14 protein-coding genes are annotated in these 18136 nt (G+C 64.7%); all 14 read right to left on the bottom strand.

Features of this window, described 5'->3' with window-relative positions; translation table 11 throughout:
* Positions 1-178: 178 nt before the first annotated feature.
* The 14 genes from ACYG9Z_RS23890 to ligD all read right to left on the bottom strand — a co-directional run bounded on the left by ACYG9Z_RS23890 (position 179) and on the right by ligD (position 18062).
* Positions 179-1162 carry a substrate-binding domain-containing protein gene (locus ACYG9Z_RS23890; protein WP_023685914.1) on the bottom strand — a complete coding sequence of 328 codons (984 nt, stop codon included), beginning with the start codon at positions 1160-1162 and terminating at the stop codon, positions 179-181.
* 120 nt (positions 1163-1282) lie between these two features.
* A complete protein-coding gene (locus ACYG9Z_RS23885; RefSeq protein WP_023671400.1) occupies positions 1283-2335 on the bottom strand; it encodes an ABC transporter permease in 1053 nt (350 codons plus the stop codon).
* Positions 2335-3852, bottom strand: a complete 1518-nt coding sequence (locus ACYG9Z_RS23880; RefSeq protein ID WP_023715156.1) for a sugar ABC transporter ATP-binding protein — start codon at positions 3850-3852, stop codon at positions 2335-2337. The genes ACYG9Z_RS23885 and ACYG9Z_RS23880 overlap by 1 nt, the downstream gene beginning before the upstream one ends.
* Positions 3849-4862 (bottom strand): LacI family DNA-binding transcriptional regulator, encoded by a 1014-nt coding sequence (locus tag ACYG9Z_RS23875; protein ID WP_023751896.1) that lies wholly within the window; start codon positions 4860-4862, stop codon positions 3849-3851. The genes ACYG9Z_RS23880 and ACYG9Z_RS23875 overlap by 4 nt, the downstream gene beginning before the upstream one ends.
* A 263-nt stretch (positions 4863-5125) precedes the next feature.
* Positions 5126-5590, bottom strand: coding sequence for a GFA family protein (locus ACYG9Z_RS23870; RefSeq protein WP_023715154.1), 465 nt, complete (start codon positions 5588-5590; stop codon positions 5126-5128).
* Positions 5591-5621: 31 nt separating this feature from the next.
* On the bottom strand, positions 5622-6158 hold the full coding sequence (locus ACYG9Z_RS23865; RefSeq protein WP_023685909.1) for an isochorismatase family protein: 537 nt from the start codon (positions 6156-6158) through the stop codon (positions 5622-5624).
* Positions 6159-6237: 79 nt separating this feature from the next.
* A complete protein-coding gene (locus ACYG9Z_RS23860) occupies positions 6238-8238 on the bottom strand; it encodes an amidase (protein ID WP_031244083.1) in 2001 nt (666 codons plus the stop codon).
* A gap of 232 nt (positions 8239-8470) precedes the next feature.
* Positions 8471-9853, bottom strand: coding sequence for an SEL1-like repeat protein (locus tag ACYG9Z_RS23855; RefSeq protein ID WP_155922508.1), 1383 nt, complete (start codon positions 9851-9853; stop codon positions 8471-8473).
* 80 nt (positions 9854-9933) lie between these two features.
* Positions 9934-11544: a WD40 repeat domain-containing protein gene (locus tag ACYG9Z_RS23850; protein ID WP_352515048.1), complete on the bottom strand. Its 1611-nt coding sequence runs from the start codon at positions 11542-11544 to the stop codon at positions 9934-9936.
* 105 nt (positions 11545-11649) lie between these two features.
* Positions 11650-12420: an exodeoxyribonuclease III gene (locus ACYG9Z_RS23845; protein ID WP_023751893.1), complete on the bottom strand. Its 771-nt coding sequence runs from the start codon at positions 12418-12420 to the stop codon at positions 11650-11652.
* 7 nt (positions 12421-12427) lie between these two features.
* Complete coding sequence (locus tag ACYG9Z_RS23840; protein ID WP_023751892.1) at positions 12428-13072, bottom strand: alpha/beta hydrolase family protein; 645 nt, start codon at positions 13070-13072, stop codon at positions 12428-12430.
* 207 nt (positions 13073-13279) lie between these two features.
* Positions 13280-14401 carry a tetratricopeptide repeat protein gene (locus ACYG9Z_RS23835; protein WP_023715150.1) on the bottom strand — a complete coding sequence of 374 codons (1122 nt, stop codon included), beginning with the start codon at positions 14399-14401 and terminating at the stop codon, positions 13280-13282.
* A complete protein-coding gene (ku, locus tag ACYG9Z_RS23830; protein ID WP_023685883.1) occupies positions 14398-15303 on the bottom strand; it encodes a non-homologous end joining protein Ku in 906 nt (301 codons plus the stop codon). Before ku ends, ACYG9Z_RS23835 begins: the two co-directional genes overlap by 4 nt.
* 272 nt (positions 15304-15575) lie before the next feature.
* A complete protein-coding gene (gene ligD, locus ACYG9Z_RS23825) occupies positions 15576-18062 on the bottom strand; it encodes a DNA ligase D (protein WP_023751891.1) in 2487 nt (828 codons plus the stop codon).
* Positions 18063-18136 lie beyond the last annotated feature (74 nt).

Raw genomic sequence — 18136 nt, 5'->3', positions numbered from 1 at the left:
ACTCGTTGACGAGCATGCGACCAAGGGGGGCGAACGAACAGGTATGGCAACGCAGGTCATCGCGACCGAGATGAGGCGCGACGCTGCCATTTCTTCGGCAGGGCCAGCGCTCCCCCCAAACAAACAAGGCCCCGTCCGGGGCCTTGCTCACAAACCTCAGTGCCGGGCTCTTCCGCCCTCACTTCCCCATCATCTGCTTGGCATTCTCGGCCGTGATCGCGGTGGTTTCCACCGTCACCGTCTTGTCCACCTCGGTCGCGCAATCGAGCAGGATCTTTTTCGACATCTCGATCGCTTCCTTGGCGCCCGTCGGGTAGGTGAAGGTTGCGACCCAGTCGCCCTTGGCGACGGCTTCGATGCCGCCGGCCGGGCCTGGCAGGCCGTCGGTGCCGATGATCTTGACGTCCTTGCCCGCGCCCTTGGCGGCAAGCAGCGCGCCGGCGGCCATCATGTCGTTGGAGGCGTAGAGTACCTTGATGTCAGGGTGCGCCTGCAGCATGGCGGCGAAGGCGACCTGCGCCTTGTCCGGCACCCAGTCGGCGGCCTGCTCGGCGACGATCTGGACCTTCGGGTTGCCTTTCACGCCTTCCTTGAAGCCGTTGAGGCGCTCCACCGCCGGCGTCGAGCTCGGCAGGCCTTGCAGCACCGCCGCCTCGCCGCCATCGGGCAGCAGCGTCTTGGCGGTGTACTTTCCGGCTTCCTCGGCGATCTTGAAATTGTCGCCGCCGATGAAGGCGGTGTAGTCCTTGCCGGGGTCGCCGACCGTCTTGCGGTCAAGCTCGATGACCGGGATGCCGGCATCCATGGCGCGCTTCACCGCCGGCGTCAGCGGTGCGGCCTCGAAGGGCGAGATCAAAAGGATATCGACCTTCTGGGTGATGAAATTGTCGACCTGCGAGGTCTGCGTGTTGACGTTGCCGGCGCCGTCGGCGATCTGCAGCGTGAAACCGGGCACTTCCTTGGCGGCCGCCTCCAGCTCGTCATTGACGTGCTGGCGGTAGGGCTCGGCATTGTTGGCCTGCGAAAAGCCGATGACGAACTGGCCGTCCTTGGCGCAGGCTTTCACCAGCGGCTCGGCGGCGTAAGCGGAGCCTGCAATGCACAGGCCGGCGCCGGCCAGCAGCACGGCCTTGAGGGTCGATCCTCTTAGTGTCGTTTTCATAACTCACTCTCCTCCTCGTCCGGCCGGGGGGCCAGACCTTGGTTTGACGTTCACGTGTTGCCGTCTCCTCCTTGTTTGTTTGTGCATGTCGTCATCGCAAAACCTTTTGCGCGACATGCACTAACGACCCAACCCCTCGCGGCGGCGAACGAGGGATTGAAGCACTGCCGCCAGGACGATGATCGCGGCGGTCGCGAGCAGCTGCATGGCGGGCGTGATGTTGTTGAGCTGCAGGATGTTGGCGAGTGCGCCCAGCATGATGGTGCCGGCAACGGTGCCGACCATCGAGCCGGCGCCGCCGAACAGGCTGGTGCCGCCGATGACCACGGCGGCGATGGCCGTCAGCTCATAGCCCATGCCGTCATTGGCGCTGCCGAAATTGAACTGGCCGGCATGCACGATGCCGGCAAGGGCGGCGGCAAAGCCGGTGATGGCATAGACCGAGATTTTCACCATCGACACCGGCACGCCGGATATGCGCGCGGCGCGCTCATTGCCGCCGACGGCAAAGACATAGCGGCCGAAGCGCGTGGTGTTGAGGACGATGGTGGCGATCGCGGCAAAGACGACGAACACAAGCGTCGCCACCGGCACGGTGTTGTTGAACAGCCGCTCGCCCAGCACGGCGAACACCGGCGGCGCCAGGCCCGGCCCTTCGCCATAGGAAATGTTGATGTACTGGTTGCCGGAGACGACCAGCGCCAGGCCGCGCGCGGCCTGCAGGCCGGCCAGCGTGACGATGAATGGTTCCAGCCTAAAACGGGTGGAGATGGTACCCTGGATGGCGCCGAAGACGATGCCCAAAGCGAGCACGGCGAGGATGGTGGGGATCAGGCCGAAGCCGCCGGAGATCATCATCGATGCGGTGACGACGCTGGACAGGCCAAGCACCGCGCCGACGGAGAGGTCGATGCCGGCGGTGATGATGACGAAGGTCATGCCGATGGCGATGATGCCGGTCTCCGACACCGCGCGCACGATGTTGGCGATGTTGTCGGGGTTGAGGAACAGGATCTCGCCGTGGCGGCGCGGCGAGAAGATGATGCCGCCGATCGCCACCAGCACGAGGCCGATCAGGCTCTGGAAGCGCACGATCAGCGCCAGCGGGTCGCGATGCTTTTGAGGCGCCGCCGTCACTGGGCTCGCTGCCACTGGATTGTTGTCCTGAGACATCAGGCCTCCCTGCCGTTAGCCGCGGCCAGCACAGTGTGCTCGTCGACGCCGCCCAAAAATTCCGCCACATTGCGCCCCTGGCGCAGCACCACGATGCGGTCGCACAGACCGATCAGCTCCGGCATCTCGCTGGACGCCACCAGAATGCCCAGCCCTTGCGCCGCGAGTGCCCTGAGCCGCTGGTAGATCTCGCCCTTGGCGCCGACATCGACGCCGCGTGTCGGCTCGTCGAGCAGCAACAGGCGCGGATTGCCGAGGATCTCCTTGGCCAGCACCACCTTCTGCTGGTTGCCGCCAGACAGCGCGCCGACGGCGATATCGGGGTTCTTCGGCCGGATATCGAACTGACCGAAGGATTCCTTCACCGCCTCGGCCTGGCGGCGCGGCGAGACCAGCCAGTTCGGCGAGATCCTGGATATGACCGACATCACCAGGTTGAGGCCGACGGCCATGCGCAGCATCAGGCCCGACCCCCTGCGGTCGTCGGTGACGAAGGCGATGCCGGCGTGGCGGGCAGCGCTGATCGAATCCAGTTTTACCGGCTTGCCCGATATGGCGACCTCGCCCTCCCAGCGGCCCGACAGGCCGGTGCCGTAGAGCGCGGACAAGAGTTCGGTGCGCCCTGCCCCCATGATGCCGGCAAGACCGACGATCTCGCCTTCATGGACATCGAGCGAAACGCCTTGCGGCGCCTGCCAGCCGGCGCTGTCGCGGGCGAGTTTGAAGCTGGCGTTCCTCAGGCTGAGCAGCGGCTTGCCCGCGGCCTTGGCGCGTTGCGGATAGAGCTCGTCCAGGGGACGTCCGACCAGCAGCCTGACCAGCTCCGCCTGCGGCGCGTGCGGCTCGGTGATGCCGGCGACGCGGCCGTCGCGCATCACCGTCACCCGGTCGGCAATCCCTGGCACTTCCTCCAGCCGATGCGAGATATAGACGATGCCGACGCCGGTGGCTGCGAGTTTTCTCATGATGTCGAACAGCCGCTCGACTTCGCCGACGGTAAGTGCGGCCGTCGGCTCGTCCATGATCAGCACGCGCGAGGCGTAGGACAGCGCCTTGACGATCGCCACCACCTGGCGCTGGCCGATCGACAGGTCCGCCACCATGGCGGCCGGATCGATTGCGATCTCGATGGCTTCCAGCCGCTTCTTGGCCTCGCGGCGCATTGCCGGCACGTCGAGGAAGCCGCCCGGACGCATCAATTCGCGGCCGAGGAACAGGTTGGCGGCGACATCGAGCGACGGCACCAGGTCGAGCTCCTGGAAAATGGTGGCGATGCCTGCCGCTTGCGCCTCGCGCGGGTTGTTGAAGCGCACCGGTTTGCCGTCGATCTCGATCGTGCCTTCGTCCGGCGTGTAGACGCCCGACAGAAGGTTCATCAGCGTCGACTTGCCGGCGCCGTTTTCGCCGAGCAGCGCGTGGATTTCGCCCGCCTTGAGGTCGAAGTCGACGCCGCGCAGCGCCTGCACGCCGCCGAAGCGTTTGACGGCGCCGGTCATTATCAGCAGCGGCGCGCTCATGTTAGCCTCCTGTGGGTCGGCCTTCCGCAGGAGGCGCGCGCCCGCAGCGTCGCCTGCAGCCGCACCGAACGCGGCGCTGAAGCGGTCGCGGCTATACGGGCACTGAGCAGCGCTGCCGCCTGGCGGCCGATCTCGGTGCAGGGCTGCGCCACCAGCGTCAGGCGCGGCTCGAAACAATCGGCCCATTCGAAATCGTCGAAGCCGGCCAGCGACAGATCGCCCGGAATGGTGAGGCCTTTTTCGCGGATGGCGCGGACGGCTCCGATCGTCGTCATGTTGTTGCCGGTGACCAATGCGGTTGGTGGCGACGGCAGCGACAGGATGGCGTGGGTGGATGCGGTCGCCGCCGCCGTGTCGACATTCTCGGCCGAGAGATAGCGCGTCACGCACTCAAGTCCATTGGCGGCGAGCGAAGCCTGGAACGCCTCGATGCGCTCGCGCGTCGTCGTCAGGCCGGGCTGTCCGGCGATATAGCCGATGCGCTTGTGGCCGAAGGAGGCGACATGGTCGATCAGCGCGCGCATCGACGTTTCGTTCTCGACGCCGATCTGATCGAAGCGCTCGTCGGCGAAACGGTCGATCAGAACGCATGGCATCTTCTTGTCGGCGAGATAGTCGATGGCCCGCTGCGGCGAGCCCGACGGCGCCAGGATGACGCCGTCGACGCGGCGCTGATGAAAAGCGCGCACCACCTGCAGTTCGCGGTCGGGATCTTCCTGGGTGTCCGACAGGAAGACCATCAGCCCGAGCCGCGCGCATTCGGCCTCGACCGCGCAGATGATGTCGGTGAAATAAGGGTTGGAGATCGCCGAGATCGCCAGGCCGACGCTGTTGGTGGTCGAGGCCTTCAGTGAGCGCGCCAGCTCGTTGGGCTGGTAGCCCATGGCGGCAATGGCGTCGTTGATCAGCCTCGCCTTTTCCAGCGAAACGAAGCGCGTGTTGTTGACGACATGCGAGACGGTCGACACCGACACACCGGCGCGCCGCGCCACTTCAGCCATTGTCGGCAAGACAAATAAGCGCCTGCAAGCGCTCCTCCCTATGCGTTTCCCGTCCGCTCTGATGGCGGATTTTGAGGGAGTTTAGGGCCATCGAAACGTTTGCGCAATCGATTCGATGCAAATTTTTAGCGGGGCTTATCTCCCCCCTCGAGGGGGAGATGTCGCCGAAGGCGACAGAGGGGGTCGCCGCGCGTGAAGCGCCAACCTTCCATCTGCAGCAAGGACGTCGAGCCCAGTCGCACCGACCCCCTCTGGCCTGCCGCCATCTCCCCTCAAGTGGGGAGACTCGCGGTTTCAGCAAACTCCGCCACCAGCCCCTCATATTCCTCAAAGGCCGGCAGCGCCTCATAACTGTGCACCGCAGGCGTCGTCGCCCAGGGCAGCTTCTCGCTGGTCCATGTCTCGATGAACGGCGTGAACCAGCCGGGCTCGTCGAGCATGGTCGGACGCAGATTGACGAACCAGTCGAGCCCTTCGGGGCGCGTGAACATCCAGCTCATGCAATGTGGGCAGAAGAAATGTTTCGAGGCGCCGTGCAGCCCGCCGATCACCGGCTCGCCTAGCGTGATCTCGAAGCCGTCGGAGCGAATGGCGGCGCTTAGCGAATAGGCGCTGGCCGACATGGTCTGGCAGCCGGTGCAATGACAAGCCATGGTCAAAAGCGGCTTTGCGGAAATCTTGAGCCGCACGCGTCCGCAGCGGCATCCGCCTTCGGCCGGCAATTTCAGGGTTGGCACGGCAGTCTCCCACTCTTCGAAGCGCGGTGCTTCAGTCGCCGGTCAGCGCCTTCGTCGTCACCAGCGTGACGCCGGCATCGGTGAAATCAGCATTGTACCGGGCGATGATCTCGGTCGCGGTTTCGCCTTCAGTGTCCAGCGTCGAGTGCGCATCGGAAACGACAGTGACGCCGAGGCCCTCGGCCAGGGCGCCCTTGACGGTGCCGGCGATGCAGAAATCGGTTTGCGCTCCGGCGAGCACGACTTCGCCGGCCCCCTGCCCGGCCACCCAGGCGCCAAGCTCGGCATTCGAGAATGCGTTGCGGACGGTCTTGGAGAATGTCGGCTCGTCCTTGGCCTGGCCGAGTTCCGGCCATACCGGCCAACCCGGCTCGCCCGGCGCCAGCGGATCGCCGGCCGGCCCGTCATGCCGCACGAACGCGATTTTTCGCCCGCTGCGCCGTGCCCAGTCGATCAATGAGCGGGTACGCTCGGCTATGCCCGGCGCATCATGGATCGGCGGCTCGACGCGCCCGTCGAACATGTTGGTCTGGAGATCGATGACGATGAGGGGAGCGAGGTTTGGCATGGCGAGAAGATAACGCGGGCGATGGGAGGGTCAAGACGGCGAAGCTGCTGATCTCCCCCTTGGGGAGATTACATGTACCTCACCCGATTCCACCCGCGACCACGTAAGCACCAGCCGTGCGTCCATCCTCCAGCCGTATGACGGCCGTAACGATCGAGCCGTAAGCGCCTCGCCACACACTGTGCATTCTTTCGTGCTCGCCGGCGGGCACCAGGATGCGACCGTGAAAGCTTGTGCCGCTGCGCCGCAGAGCGACCGGTTCGCCATTGACGTGAACCTTGACGCCAGCGGTCTCCGCATCGAGTTCAACCGTCACGGCGATCTCGGCCTGGTCTCCTCGCCGCGTCGTCTCGGCAACAAGCGTAAGCCTCGGCGCCGGCGCATCGCTGGCCCGCAATCCACCAGGCCGCCCCGCAAACACATCGTCCGGCAATTCCGGCGTGCGCGGCGGGCTGGTGCGGCGTTGGGTGGCGCGCTCGTAATCGCCGGCGAGCCGCAGCAACTCCGCATCAGCATAGGCCTTGCCCGCAAAGGTCAGCCCGACCGGCATGCCGATATCGGCCATCGTTCCCATAGGCACGGTGACGGTCGGAATGCCGAGATGACGCCACACCAGATTGCCGTTGGCAACCCAGGTGCCGTTGCGCCAGGCGATTGCTGCAGAGGTCTCGTTGACGTCGGCATCGCCGACATCGGCGACCGCCGGCAGCACGACGGCGTCGAGCCGGTTCGCGTCCAGCCAGTCCTCGAAGTCGATGCGCCGCGTCGCCTCCAATCCCTTCAGACCCTCCGCCAGCATTGGAATATCCAGCAATGGCGTCACGCCCTGTTTGGCGCGTGTGACATAGTCCGCCAGATCGAAACCGTCATCGCCATAGCGGTCCGGCAGCGCGCCCGGCGGCTGCGGGAAAATCTTTGGGCCGTCGACCGCAGCCAGGTCGGGGACCACCGGATCGGCATTTGCGCGCAGGAAATCGTCCCAGCCCCAGATGCAGAGATCCCAGATTTCGCGCTCTGCAAAGGCTTCCGGCACCAGCCCGCGTTCGACCATGGTTTTTGTGCCCGGACGGTCGCGCTCATAGTTCGAGACGACGGGGAAATCGACCTCGACCACCTCCGCGCCGAGCTTTTCCAGGTCACGCGCCGCCTGCCGCCAGAGGTCGAGCACCGGGGCGCGGGTCTCGATGGGTTTGGGCGCGCCGCCGTCGCGGCCGATATACATTTTCGGCACGCCGAGGCGTTTGCCTTTCAACGAGCCCTCCAAGGCGAGTGTAGTGTAGCTTGGCGGCCCGAGAGCAGCGCTTTTCGCGATCGAGACCCAGGGCTGCGCGCGCCAGAAATCGCCGCGCGTCTCGGTATCGTCGGCGACGATCACGTCGAGCAGTTCCAGCATGTCGGCGATGCCGCGCGTGTGCGGCACCACCACATCCATGGTCGGCACCAGCGGCCAGTTGCCCCTGACCGAAATGACGCCGCGCGACGGCGTGTAGGCGACAAGTGCATTGTTGGACGCCGGCGCGCGGCCGGAAGACCATGTCTCCTCGCCCAGCCCGAAGGCGGCGAAGCTGGCGGCGGTGGCCGTGCCCGAGCCGTTGGACGAGCCGGAAGCGAAGGCGGCGGTCAAATAGTCGGCATTGTAGGGGCTCTCGGCGCGGCCATAGACGCCACGCTGCATGCCGCCATTGGCCATAGGCGGCATGTTGGTCAGCCCGATCAGCACAGCACCACCGGCCCTCAGCCTGGCAATGGTGAAAGCGTCCTCGTTGGCGACGAGATGCTCGAAGGCGGGCGAGCCGGCGGCCACCGTCAGGCCCTTCACCTTATAGCTGTCCTTGGCGGTGTAGGGGATGCCGTCGAGCGGCCCGAGGGTGGCACCATTGCGCCGCCGCAGGTCGGACGCCGCCGCCTCCTCGAACATTGCCGGGTTAAGCACCGGCACGGCATTGAGCGCGATGCCATGGCGGTCGTAATGCGCGATGCGCCTGAGATAAGCGCCCACCAGCTCGACGCTGGTGACGGTGCCGGCCTCCAGCGCCCGGCGCAGGTCGGCGATCGAGGCTTCGACGATGTGGAGGGGCATGGGATTCTCGAGATGCAGCAGCAAATGAGTCTTCGCATCGTGCGATGCGAGTGTCACGCCTCAAACGGAAGGTGTGACGGCGACGCTGCTGATCTCCCCCAAGTGGGGAGATGGCCGGCAGGCATAAGTGGCCTCCGAAATTGACTGATGAAAGACAGTTTTGGTATCCGCTGCCGATGTCCATTGTATGACACGACCTCACCGACATCATCGGCGTTGCCTGACCCTGAGCTCACAGCGTCTTGCTGTCGAACTGGCCTTTTTCCTTCATCATTTCGAGGAAGGTCCTGGCCTCGGCGTTTCCGTGGCTTGCCGATGTGGAAAACCACTTGGCAGATTCCGGATAGTTCGGCTTGCCGCCGATCCCGGTGTAATAAAGCTTGCCAAGGTTGAGTTCTGCTTCGACATTTCCCGCCTTGGCTGCCTCCAGCAACCAGAATTCGGCGGATTTTTCATCCTTGGCTATCCCTCTGCCGCGGGCATAGGCAACAGCCAGGTACAGTTCAGACGAAACGTCCCCCTGCTTTGCGGCCTTGAGCCACCACGAAACGGCATCAGCGTCGCTCTGAGTCAGTCCGGCGCCCGTCCAATATGCAAGGCCGAGGTTCGCCTGCGCATAGGCGTCTCCCCGGCTCGCCGCCTTCAGCCACCAGGACGATGCTTCGGCATCACTTGTGGCAATGCCCTTGCCCGTAGCATAGGCAAAGGCCAGCGCAGACTGCGCCCGGACATTGTCCTGTTCCGCCGCCTTGACCAACCAGGCGAACGACTGGGCGTCGTCCTTGCCGATGCCTTTTCCCAATTCATACGCATTTGCTAATGAGTATTGCGCTTCCGGCACACCGGCGATCGCGGCTTTCATCCACCATTCGAAGGCCAGGCGGTCATCCTGACCGACGCCGTGACCAAGCGAATACAGCGTGCCCAACAAAGACTGGGCATTCGGCTCACCCATGTCGACCGCCTTTCGCACCCACATCACGGCGAGCTGATCGTCCTTCTCGACGCCTTCACCGAGATAATAGGATCGACCGATGCAGTAGGCAGCTTCGGTACTGCCGCCATCGGCTGCCTTGCGCCACCAGGAGAGAGCTTGCTCATAGCTTTGCGGAACACCTTGGCCCTGCGCGTACAGGGTGCCGATGGCATAGTAACCATTCGCGTTGCTCTTGTCGGCCGACTGTGTGGCAAATTTTAACGCCAGTTGGTCGTTTCTTTCGACACCTCGGCCATGGGAATAGGCCTGAGCGAGCAAGGATGCCGCATCTGAATTTCCTTGCTCGGCTGCTTTGCCCCACCAGTAGGTCGCCTGCCTGTCATTTTGGGCAATACCCTGGCCACGCCAGTACAATAATCCCAGATTGTACTGTGCGTCAGCATTTCCCATGTCGGCCAGCACGGAGATCTGATCGAATTGCTCGCGATAATCCTTTGCCAGGACAGCCGCTTGAATCTTCTTAATGGCTGACCACTGCACATAGTAATTTCGGCCAGGACCGAGCAGCACAAAAGCCGCCAGCAACACCAGAACGACGGTAAGGACCCCTCGGCGACGCGACTTGGGCGGGCTGTAGACAGGTGTATCCACTTTGGGCGCCCAGTCGTTGTTGCTCACCGTCCCCAATCCATTTGCAGCCACCAGTAATCCATAGCGCAAGCCAGGCTGTTCTGGAATATCCAAAGCATTTGATGTCGCTACTGCGGTGCGCCGGCGAACAGGATTTCGCCATCGCCGCCAGCCGCCGGCCAATCCCTGATGGTGCGATCGTCGCCGCCGGTGAGCAGCGTGCCGTCGGTGGCGAAGGCAACGGCGTAGATCGGGCCGGTGCGGCTGTCGAACATGGCGGTCTGGCCGCCGGTGCCGACATCCCACAGCCGCGCCGTGCCGTCGAGCGAGCCGGAGGCCAAGCGCTTGCCGTCGGCCGACAGCGCCAGCGTATAGACGGTGCCTTCGTGACCCTCGAAGCGGCGCAATTCCCTAAACGTGTCGAGGTCCCAGAGCTTGATCGTGTAGTCGCCGCTGCCGGTGACGACATGATGGCCGTCGGCGGTGAAGACAGCGCCGTAAGTGCCCTGCTCGTGGCCGTGCCAGCTTCGCAATTGCTTGCCGCTTTCGACGTCCCAGAATTTCAGCGTGCCGTCGATGGAGCCGCTCAGCGCGCGCGTGCCGTCGGGCGAGATTGCGACCGTGCTGATCGGCCAGTCATGTCCGGTCATCACATGCAGCACCGATTTGTTGACGAGATCCCAGACGATGACGTTGCCGGTGTCGTGGCCACTGACGGCGCGCTTGCCGTCCGGGCTGATCGCCAGCTTACGCACGCCGCCATTCGCGCCCGACGAGAAGACATGCAGCACCGCGCCGTCGGCAAGCTTTCGCAGCACGATCTCGCCATCGTCGCCGGCGGTCAGCGCGGTTGCGCCGTCGGGCATGAACAGCGCCGTGCGCGCCATGTCCTTGTGTTCACCAAGGTTGCGGATCAGCCGCTTGCCGGCGATGTCCCAGAGCTTGATCATATGGTCGGTGCTGGCGCTCATGATGTCGCGGCCATCGGCCGAGACGGCGAGCCAGACGACGGCGTCGCGATGGCCGTCGGGCTCGGTCGGCAGCGCCGGCGGAGGCGGCGGCAACGGCGCGACGGTTTGCGGTGGCGGTGTCGCCGGAGCCGGCGGTGGAGCAGTCTCCGGTGGCGGTGTCGCCGGAGCGACTGCGACTTGTGGCGGCCGAGGGGGAGCAGCCGGAGGCGTAGGCTGCGCCGGTTCCGGCGGTTTGGCAGCCTGCTCAGGCGGGGTTGGCTCGGGAGGCGTGGCGAGCGGCGGCGAACTCGGTGGAACCGCCGGCGTCGCCAGGTCCGGTGGGACGCCGGCGATATCCTGGCCCTTCGGCTCGGCTTTGGGCTCCCTCGGGGCGACGACCTCAGCGCCCGGGCCGGCGTCACGCGCCCAAGGGAAGTGGTCGGCCAGCAGCGCCAACACGGCGAGCACCGGCAACATGAGGAAGGCGCGCCGCCAGCCTGGGCGACCCTTGGATTCCATCTCGGCGTCGCGGCCAAAAAGCGGCGTTCCAGCAGGCTGGCTTCGCCGACCCGGCAGCAGTCCGGCCCAGAACAACAGGGCGCCAAGCAGGCAAAGCCCGCCGACGGTCAGGAACACCACCGGTCGCAGCGTGGCTGGGCCGTGCAGCATGTGGTCGATCCCGCTCCAGCTGAAATCTCTGTCGCCGAGCAGCAGATACGCCCGCACCAGACAAGCCAAAGCGGCCGCCAGCAGCGGAAGCGCAAACAGCCTTTCGGCCAACCTGTCCATCGGACTCCCCTCCGGTGCCGCACCTTGCTCATCATGCGGCCGCCGCAGCGAAACAAATAGCGCAAAACTGCGCCCACGAAAGTGGGCGCGATCACGCAGCCAAATTCACTTCAATTCGACCCATACCGGCGCGTGGTCGCTGGCGCCGTCCTCACCTCTGACATCGCGGTCGATGCCGGCAGCAGTGAGGCGGCGCGCCAGTTTCTTCGACAGCAAGATGTGGTCGAGCCGCAGCCCGGCATCGCGCGGCCAGCGGTTGCGGCGGTAGTCCCAGAATGTGTAGAGCGTTTCCTTCGGATGCTTCTTGCGCAGCGCATCGGTCCAGCCCTGCTCGAGCAGACGCTGGAATGACGCCCGGCTTTCCGGCTGCACCAGCGCGTTGTCGTCATAGGAGCGGGTGGCGTAGATGTCGCGCGGCTCGGGCACGATGTTGTAGTCGCCGACCAGCGCCACCGGCAGGCCGGTGTCGAACAGTTCTGCGGCATGCGCCTCCAGCCGCGCGTGCCACGCCAGCTTGTACTGGAATTTCGGCCCCGGCTGCGGGTTACCGTTGGGCGCGTAGAGACAGGCGATGACGACGCCCGACACCGCCGCCTCGATGTAGCGGCTCTGCTTGTCGGCGGTATCGCCGGGCAGTTCGTCACGGGTCAGCACCGGCTCGGCTCCTCGCGCCAGTATGGCTACGCCGTTCCAGGTCGGCTCGCCCTTCCACACCGCGCCATAGCCGGCGTCGGCCAGTGCCGTGCGCGGAAACTGCAGGTCGCGCGTCTTCAGCTCCTGCAGGCAGACGACATCGGGCTTGGCTGCCGCCAGCCACGCCAGCAGGTTTTGCAGCCGGCTGTTGATGTTGTTGATATTGAAGGTGGCGATTTTCATTTGGCGATCAGGAAACGATCCGCCCTGTCCACGCCTTCACCGTCCCGGCCAGCGTCTTCAAATGATCGGCGGTCGAAAACCCCGACACGCTCTTGCGCGGCTTCAGGTCGTGGTCGCCATCCTCCAGCCAGATCACCTCGATGGCTTTGGAAAGGCCGTAGGTCGCGACCTCTTCTTTCGTGCCGAACTCGTCGCGGGTGCCCTGGAAGATCAGCGTCGGCGTCTTGAGGTCGGCGAGATGTTTTGTCCTGAGTTGCTCGGGCTTGGCCGGCCGATGAAAGGGATAGCCGAGGCAGACGAGGCCCGAAATCTCGCCCTTGGCGAACATCTCGTCGGCGACCATCGAGGCGACGCGCCCGCCCATCGACTTGCCGCCGATGATGAGCGGACCAGCGACGCCCCTCGCCCTCAGATCGGCGATGGCCTTGATGTATTCCGGGTTGACCGTCTCGGCGCGCGGCGGCGGCTTGCGCTGGCCATAGCGTCGCGCCGCCATATAGTGGAATTCGAAGCGCGCAACCTGGAAGCCGGCTGTGGCGAGCGCCTTGGCGGTGTCGGTCATCGAGGGGGAATCCATCGACGCGCCGGCGCCGTGGGCCAGCAGGATGGTGAGGGGGGCGGTGTAATTGCCGTCGAAGAGGAAGGTGGTCATGGGGTGCGCTGCCGGTAAAGGCCGAGTTCCTTCGCGCCCCCCTCTGTCCTGCCGGACATCTCCCCCTCAAGGGGGGAGATTGGCAGTTTCAGCGCCTCACGGACCTCGCGACGATAGTGATTGGCGAAAGCGATGGCGACACCCAATCTCCCCCCTTGAGGGGGAGATGGCCGGCAGGCCAGAGGGGGGTGCTCGCGCGCCAACATCTCACCCCGCCGTCCGCGCCGTCTGCAGATCCACGAACTGTATCCCCTTTTGCGCCATCCGCGCCCACTCGGACTCAGCATCGAGTTTGAGATAGCGCACCCAGTTCCGCCGCGCCTCCAGTAGATCCCCGGCGTCGAATTCCAGTCGGGCGAGGTTGAACACTGGATCGGCATAAGTCCTGTCGAGCGTGATCGCCTTTTGCAGATGGCGGCGCGCAGAAGGCACCTTGCCCTGCTCACTCATCAGGCCGGCGAGGTTGAACCAGGCCTCGACGAATGCGGGATCTAGCTTGATCGCGCGGGCGTAGTCGTGCGCGGCCTCACTGACACGCCCTGCGCCGCGCAGGCAGTTGGCGCGGTTGAAGGCGGCGATGGCGTCGCTCGGATCGATGGCAAGGCAGCGCTGGTAAAGGGCCGCCGCCTGCTCGTGATCGCCCTGTTCCTCCGCGCTTTCAGCCTCGGCGAACAGGTCCTCCAGCGTGTCGTCGCCGGCTGCACTGCCGAGATCAAACAGCAGCTGGCCGTCGAGTTCGCTCTGGCCGCCTTCGAGATAGATCGCACCGGGCCGGCCATGCTGCGAGCCGACATTGAGCGATTTGGCGGTGAGCGAAGCGACCGGACCGGAGCGATGCACGGAGCGCGCGATCGCGCCCCAGGATGCACCGCCGGCGACCAGCCCGGCATATTTGCGGGCAAGGATCAGATCGCGGAACGAGTAGGGTTCACAATCGTGCTCGAAGGCGTCGAACAGGCTGAGCAGGTCGAGGTCGGCACCGGACAGTCTGGACTGGTCGACGAGAGACTGCCTGGACAGCGAAGACGCCTCCGGCGCCTTCATCAGACCAAGCAGGCGCAGGAAGCCATTTTCGCTAAGGAGTGTTCGGCCAGCGGAGCCCTCGGCTGCAACGCGGCGCTCGATCTCGGCATCGCCGCCCTTCGCCGTGCCGGCCTTGGCGATCAGCGTTCGGCCGAACACAACATGGCTGGTGCGCCTGGTGACGCCGCGCCGCAACTGGCCGTGCTGACGCTCCACCTCACGGGCCGCGAGCCGCAGCGGAAATGCCGCCAGCGCGCCGATGGCGCCGAAGACGGCGCCCAGGATTATACCGGTAGGCGCCGTCACCCCTTGCTCTTGCCGACGGCCTTGAGCAGATTGGCCTTCAACGGGTTTTCCTTGGCCGCACCCGCCTTACCCTTGGCGGCAGGTTTTTCAGCGTCGTCGGCCTTGCTCTTCGACTTGGCCGGCGGCTTGGCTGATTGCGACAGGCTCGCCTTCAACGCGTCCATGAGGTTGATGACATTGCCACGCTCGGGCGCCGCCGCAATGATCGGCTTATGGCCCTTCAGTTTCTCGCGGATCATCGTCATCAGCGCGATCTCGTAGCGGTCCTCATAATTCTTCGGATCGAAGGTGGTTTCCTTCTGCTTGATCAGCGCTTCGGCCAATTGCAGCATTTCGGGATCGGGCTTGCCGGCAGGGATGTTGCCGAAATATTCAGCCGTGCCGCGCACTTCGTTCGGGTTCCTCAAGGTGCAGACGAACATGCCGTTCTCGCGCGCGCCGATCGTCACCACGCGCTCTCGGCTGGACAGGACAAGGCGGGCAATGGCCAGCTTGCCGGATTTGCGCATGGCCTCGCGCAGCACGGCGAAGGTTTCTTCCGCCATGGCGCCATCCGGCGCCATGTAGTACGGCGCATCCTGATAAATGACGTCGACCTCGTCTTCGTCGACGAAGGCCTCGATGTTCATCGTGTGATTGGATTCGATGCGCACTGCTTCGAGGTCGGCCTCATCGATGATGATGTACTGCTTGTCCTCGTATTCGTAACCCTTGACCAAGTCCGCGCGCTCGACGAGGCCGAGTTCAGGGTCGACCGGCTTCATGTTGATGCGGTTGTGGGTCTTCTTGTGCAATTGGTTGAACGATATGCGCTCGCTGGTCGTCGTTGCCGGATAGAGCCGGACCGGACAGCTGACGAGGCTGAGCTTGAGGTAACCTTTCCAACTTGCCCTGGGCGCCATGATACTCTCCTACGCGGCCACGCACTGACATTTCAGACTGAGCATGATCTTATCCGAAAACCGGTTCCCACGTTCGGGATCATGCTTACTGCAGCGCTTCGTCCAAAGGACGAATGGTGCTGCGGAAATCCTACACCGACCCCGCACGATACAGGCAAATCCCTAGCGAAATCTTCCAGTCGCCTTGGAGGTCCAAGGTCGAGAATAATTCAAATTGTCCGAAGCGTCGATGGACTTGGGTTCCTCGCCCCCATGAAATGGGGCGAGGAACCTTATTTAAACACCGGCAAATCTCTCGCGAAATCCTCCATGTCCGCCCAGGGATCGCCCGACGTCGCCAACAGCCCCGGCAAGGACGAATAGTTCAGATCCTGCGGCGCATCGATCGTCTCAAGGTCTGCCCAACTCACCGGCGTCGAGGCCGGCAGGTTGGTGCGAGCGCGCAGCGAATAAGGCGCCGCGGAGGTGTGGCCGCGGGCGTTGCGGTGATAGTCGATGAAGATGCGGCGCTTGCGGCTTTCCTTGCCCATTGTGGTGGTGAAAGTGTCGGGCGCGGTGGCCGCCAGAAGCGTGGAGATGGCGCTGGTCGCCTGGTGCAGCTTCTTCCAGTTCTGCTTTTGCGTCACCGGCACGGTTATGTGGATGCCGCTGCCGCCGGATGTCTTGGCGAACGGCACCAGGCCGAGCCGTTCCAGTTCGCCCTTTATGTGGACGGCGGCCTCGACCACTTCGCGCCAGGCGATGCCCTCACCCGGATCGAGATCGAAAACGATCTGGTCGGGCTTGTCGAGGCTCAAGCGATGCGTGCCCCAGGTGTGGAACTCGACGACGCCGAACTGCGCCAGTGCCAGATAACCTTTTGCTCCCTCGACCGACAGATAGGATTTGGTTTCACCTTCGGAGTTGGTGGCATCAAAAGTGACCACCGACGGCGGCATGCCGGTGAAGGCGTGGCGCTGGAAGAAGCAGTCCTTCGGCAGGCCCGTCGGGCAGCGCACCAGCGACACCGGGCGGCCCATGATATGCGGCAGCATGAAATCGCCGACCAGCGCGTAATAGACGGCGATGTCGAGTTTGGTCGGTCCGGTCTTGCCGAACAGCCGCCGCTCCGGATTGGTCACCCAGATGGTGGCGAGATCGGCTTCGGCGATCAGCCGCTTGCGCTTCGGCGACACCGGCGTCGACAGGCCGACATCCCTGAGGCCGCGAAATACACCGTGGCGCAGCGAATTGTCCGCCGTGCGGTTGGCGTAGTGGATGCGGGCCGACAGCATCGGCCGCACCCATTTCATCTCGCGCATGATCTCGCGCGGCACACCCTCGGGTGCTGTCGCGCCGTCGCGCAGCGGCTGCAGCCGGGCCAGCAAGTCGCCCGCCGTCGCGGCATCGAAGCCGGTGCCAACCTTGCCGCGATAGTGCAGTTCACCATCCGCGAATTCAGCCATGCCGATTGCCGCCAGTCCTTCGGCCGCGTCGGAAACGGTGTAGCCGGCGATGATGAAATCGCCGGTCTCCAGCGCCTTGACCTTGGTCCAGGTCTTGGTGCGGCCGCTCTGGTAGATGGCGTTGGCGCGCTTGGAGACGACGCCTTCCAGCCCAAGGATCGAGGCCTGATCGTAAAGCCCCTGCCCGTCGCCTTCGACATGGTCGCTCAGCTGGATGGCGGAGTTGGCGCCCTGCCCGGCTAGCAGTTCGGCGAGCAAGGCCTTGCGTCTTGCGAGCGGCGCCTTGCGGAGGTCCCAGCCGTCGAGATGCAGCAGGTCGAAGGCATAGAAATGGAGCTTGCTGCCCGCACCCGCCGACAGCGCATCCTGCAGCAGCGCGAAACGCGAGATGCCCTTCTCGTCCAGCACCATGATCTCGCCGTCGATGATCGCCTGGCTGAGCGGTAGCCGGGAAAAGGCTTGCGGCAGGTCGCCGTAACGCTTCGTCCAGTCGATGCCGCCGCGGGTGATCAACCTGACCTCGCCATCTCCGACATGCGCCATGGTACGATAGCCGTCGAATTTTATTTCATGCAGCCAGAGTTCACCTGTGTCTTCCACCGGCCCGCCCGGCGGTTTCGGCACCTGCGTGGCGAGCTGCGGCTCGATGCGCGACGGCGGATCGCCCCTGACCGCACCGGACAACGCGCCGGGTTTCAGCGCGCCGGGCTTGGGCGGCAGGCGGGCCGGCTTCCTCGGCGGCGCCACCAGCTCCTCGATCCGCTTGCCGGACTTCACGCTTTCCGGCCGCGCTTCCAGGATGTCGAGGCCGGTATCGGCGGCGAGATCGCGCTCCTTGAACAGCAGCCAGTTTTTCTTCTCGCTGTCTTCGCCGGGCTTGGGCTTCAGACGGGTCAGCATCCAGCCGCCATTCAACTTGTCGCCGGCCAGCCGGAACTTGAAGGCGCCGGTGCGCAGGCTCTTGTCGACATCGTCCATCGGTGCCCAGGTGCCGGTGTCCCAGACGATCATCGGCCCGCCGCCATATTCGCCTTCGGGAATGACGCCCTCGAAGTCGATATATTCGAGCGGATGGTCCTCGGTCTCGACTGCGAGCCGCTTGTCGGCCGGGTTGAGCGAGGGCCCGCGCGGCACCGCCCAGCTTTTCAGCACGCCGCCGACCTGCAGGCGCAAATCGTAATGGTCGGCGGTGGCGTGATGCTTGTGGACGACGAAGCGGTTGCCGTCGCCTGAAATGACCCCGCCCGCCGGTTCCGGCGTCTTCGTAAATTCGCGCTTGGCGCGATAGGCCTTGAGTGTTGGCGGGGTTGGCATGGGTCAGGCGGGAGCGGCGGCGGCGGACGAACCTTCCCTGCGCAGCGTTCCTGCACAGTGCTGTCCCGCCAACA

The organism is Mesorhizobium sp. RSR380A, from assembly GCF_054719385.1.
The sequence above is the reverse complement of the archived record's forward strand: the minus strand, read 5'-3'. Positions and strand labels throughout refer to the sequence as shown.

Coding starts and splice junctions, on each gene's coding strand:
- ACYG9Z_RS23885 (WP_023671400.1), bottom strand. CDS start 2,335: ATGTCTCAGGACAACAATCCAGTGGCAGCGAGCCCAGTGACGGCGGCG.
- ku (WP_023685883.1), bottom strand. CDS start 15,303: ATGGCGCCCAGGGCAAGTTGGAAAGGTTACCTCAAGCTCAGCCTCGTC.
- ligD (WP_023751891.1), bottom strand. CDS start 18,062: ATGCCAACCCCGCCAACACTCAAGGCCTATCGCGCCAAGCGCGAATTT.
- ACYG9Z_RS23860 (WP_031244083.1), bottom strand. CDS start 8,238: ATGCCCCTCCACATCGTCGAAGCCTCGATCGCCGACCTGCGCCGGGCG.
- ACYG9Z_RS23850 (WP_352515048.1), bottom strand. CDS start 11,544: ATGGACAGGTTGGCCGAAAGGCTGTTTGCGCTTCCGCTGCTGGCGGCC.
- ACYG9Z_RS23890 (WP_023685914.1), bottom strand. CDS start 1,162: ATGAAAACGACACTAAGAGGATCGACCCTCAAGGCCGTGCTGCTGGCC.
- ACYG9Z_RS23880 (WP_023715156.1), bottom strand. CDS start 3,852: ATGAGCGCGCCGCTGCTGATAATGACCGGCGCCGTCAAACGCTTCGGC.
- ACYG9Z_RS23845 (WP_023751893.1), bottom strand. CDS start 12,420: ATGAAAATCGCCACCTTCAATATCAACAACATCAACAGCCGGCTGCAA.
- ACYG9Z_RS23840 (WP_023751892.1), bottom strand. CDS start 13,072: ATGACCACCTTCCTCTTCGACGGCAATTACACCGCCCCCCTCACCATC.
- ACYG9Z_RS23865 (WP_023685909.1), bottom strand. CDS start 6,158: ATGCCAAACCTCGCTCCCCTCATCGTCATCGATCTCCAGACCAACATG.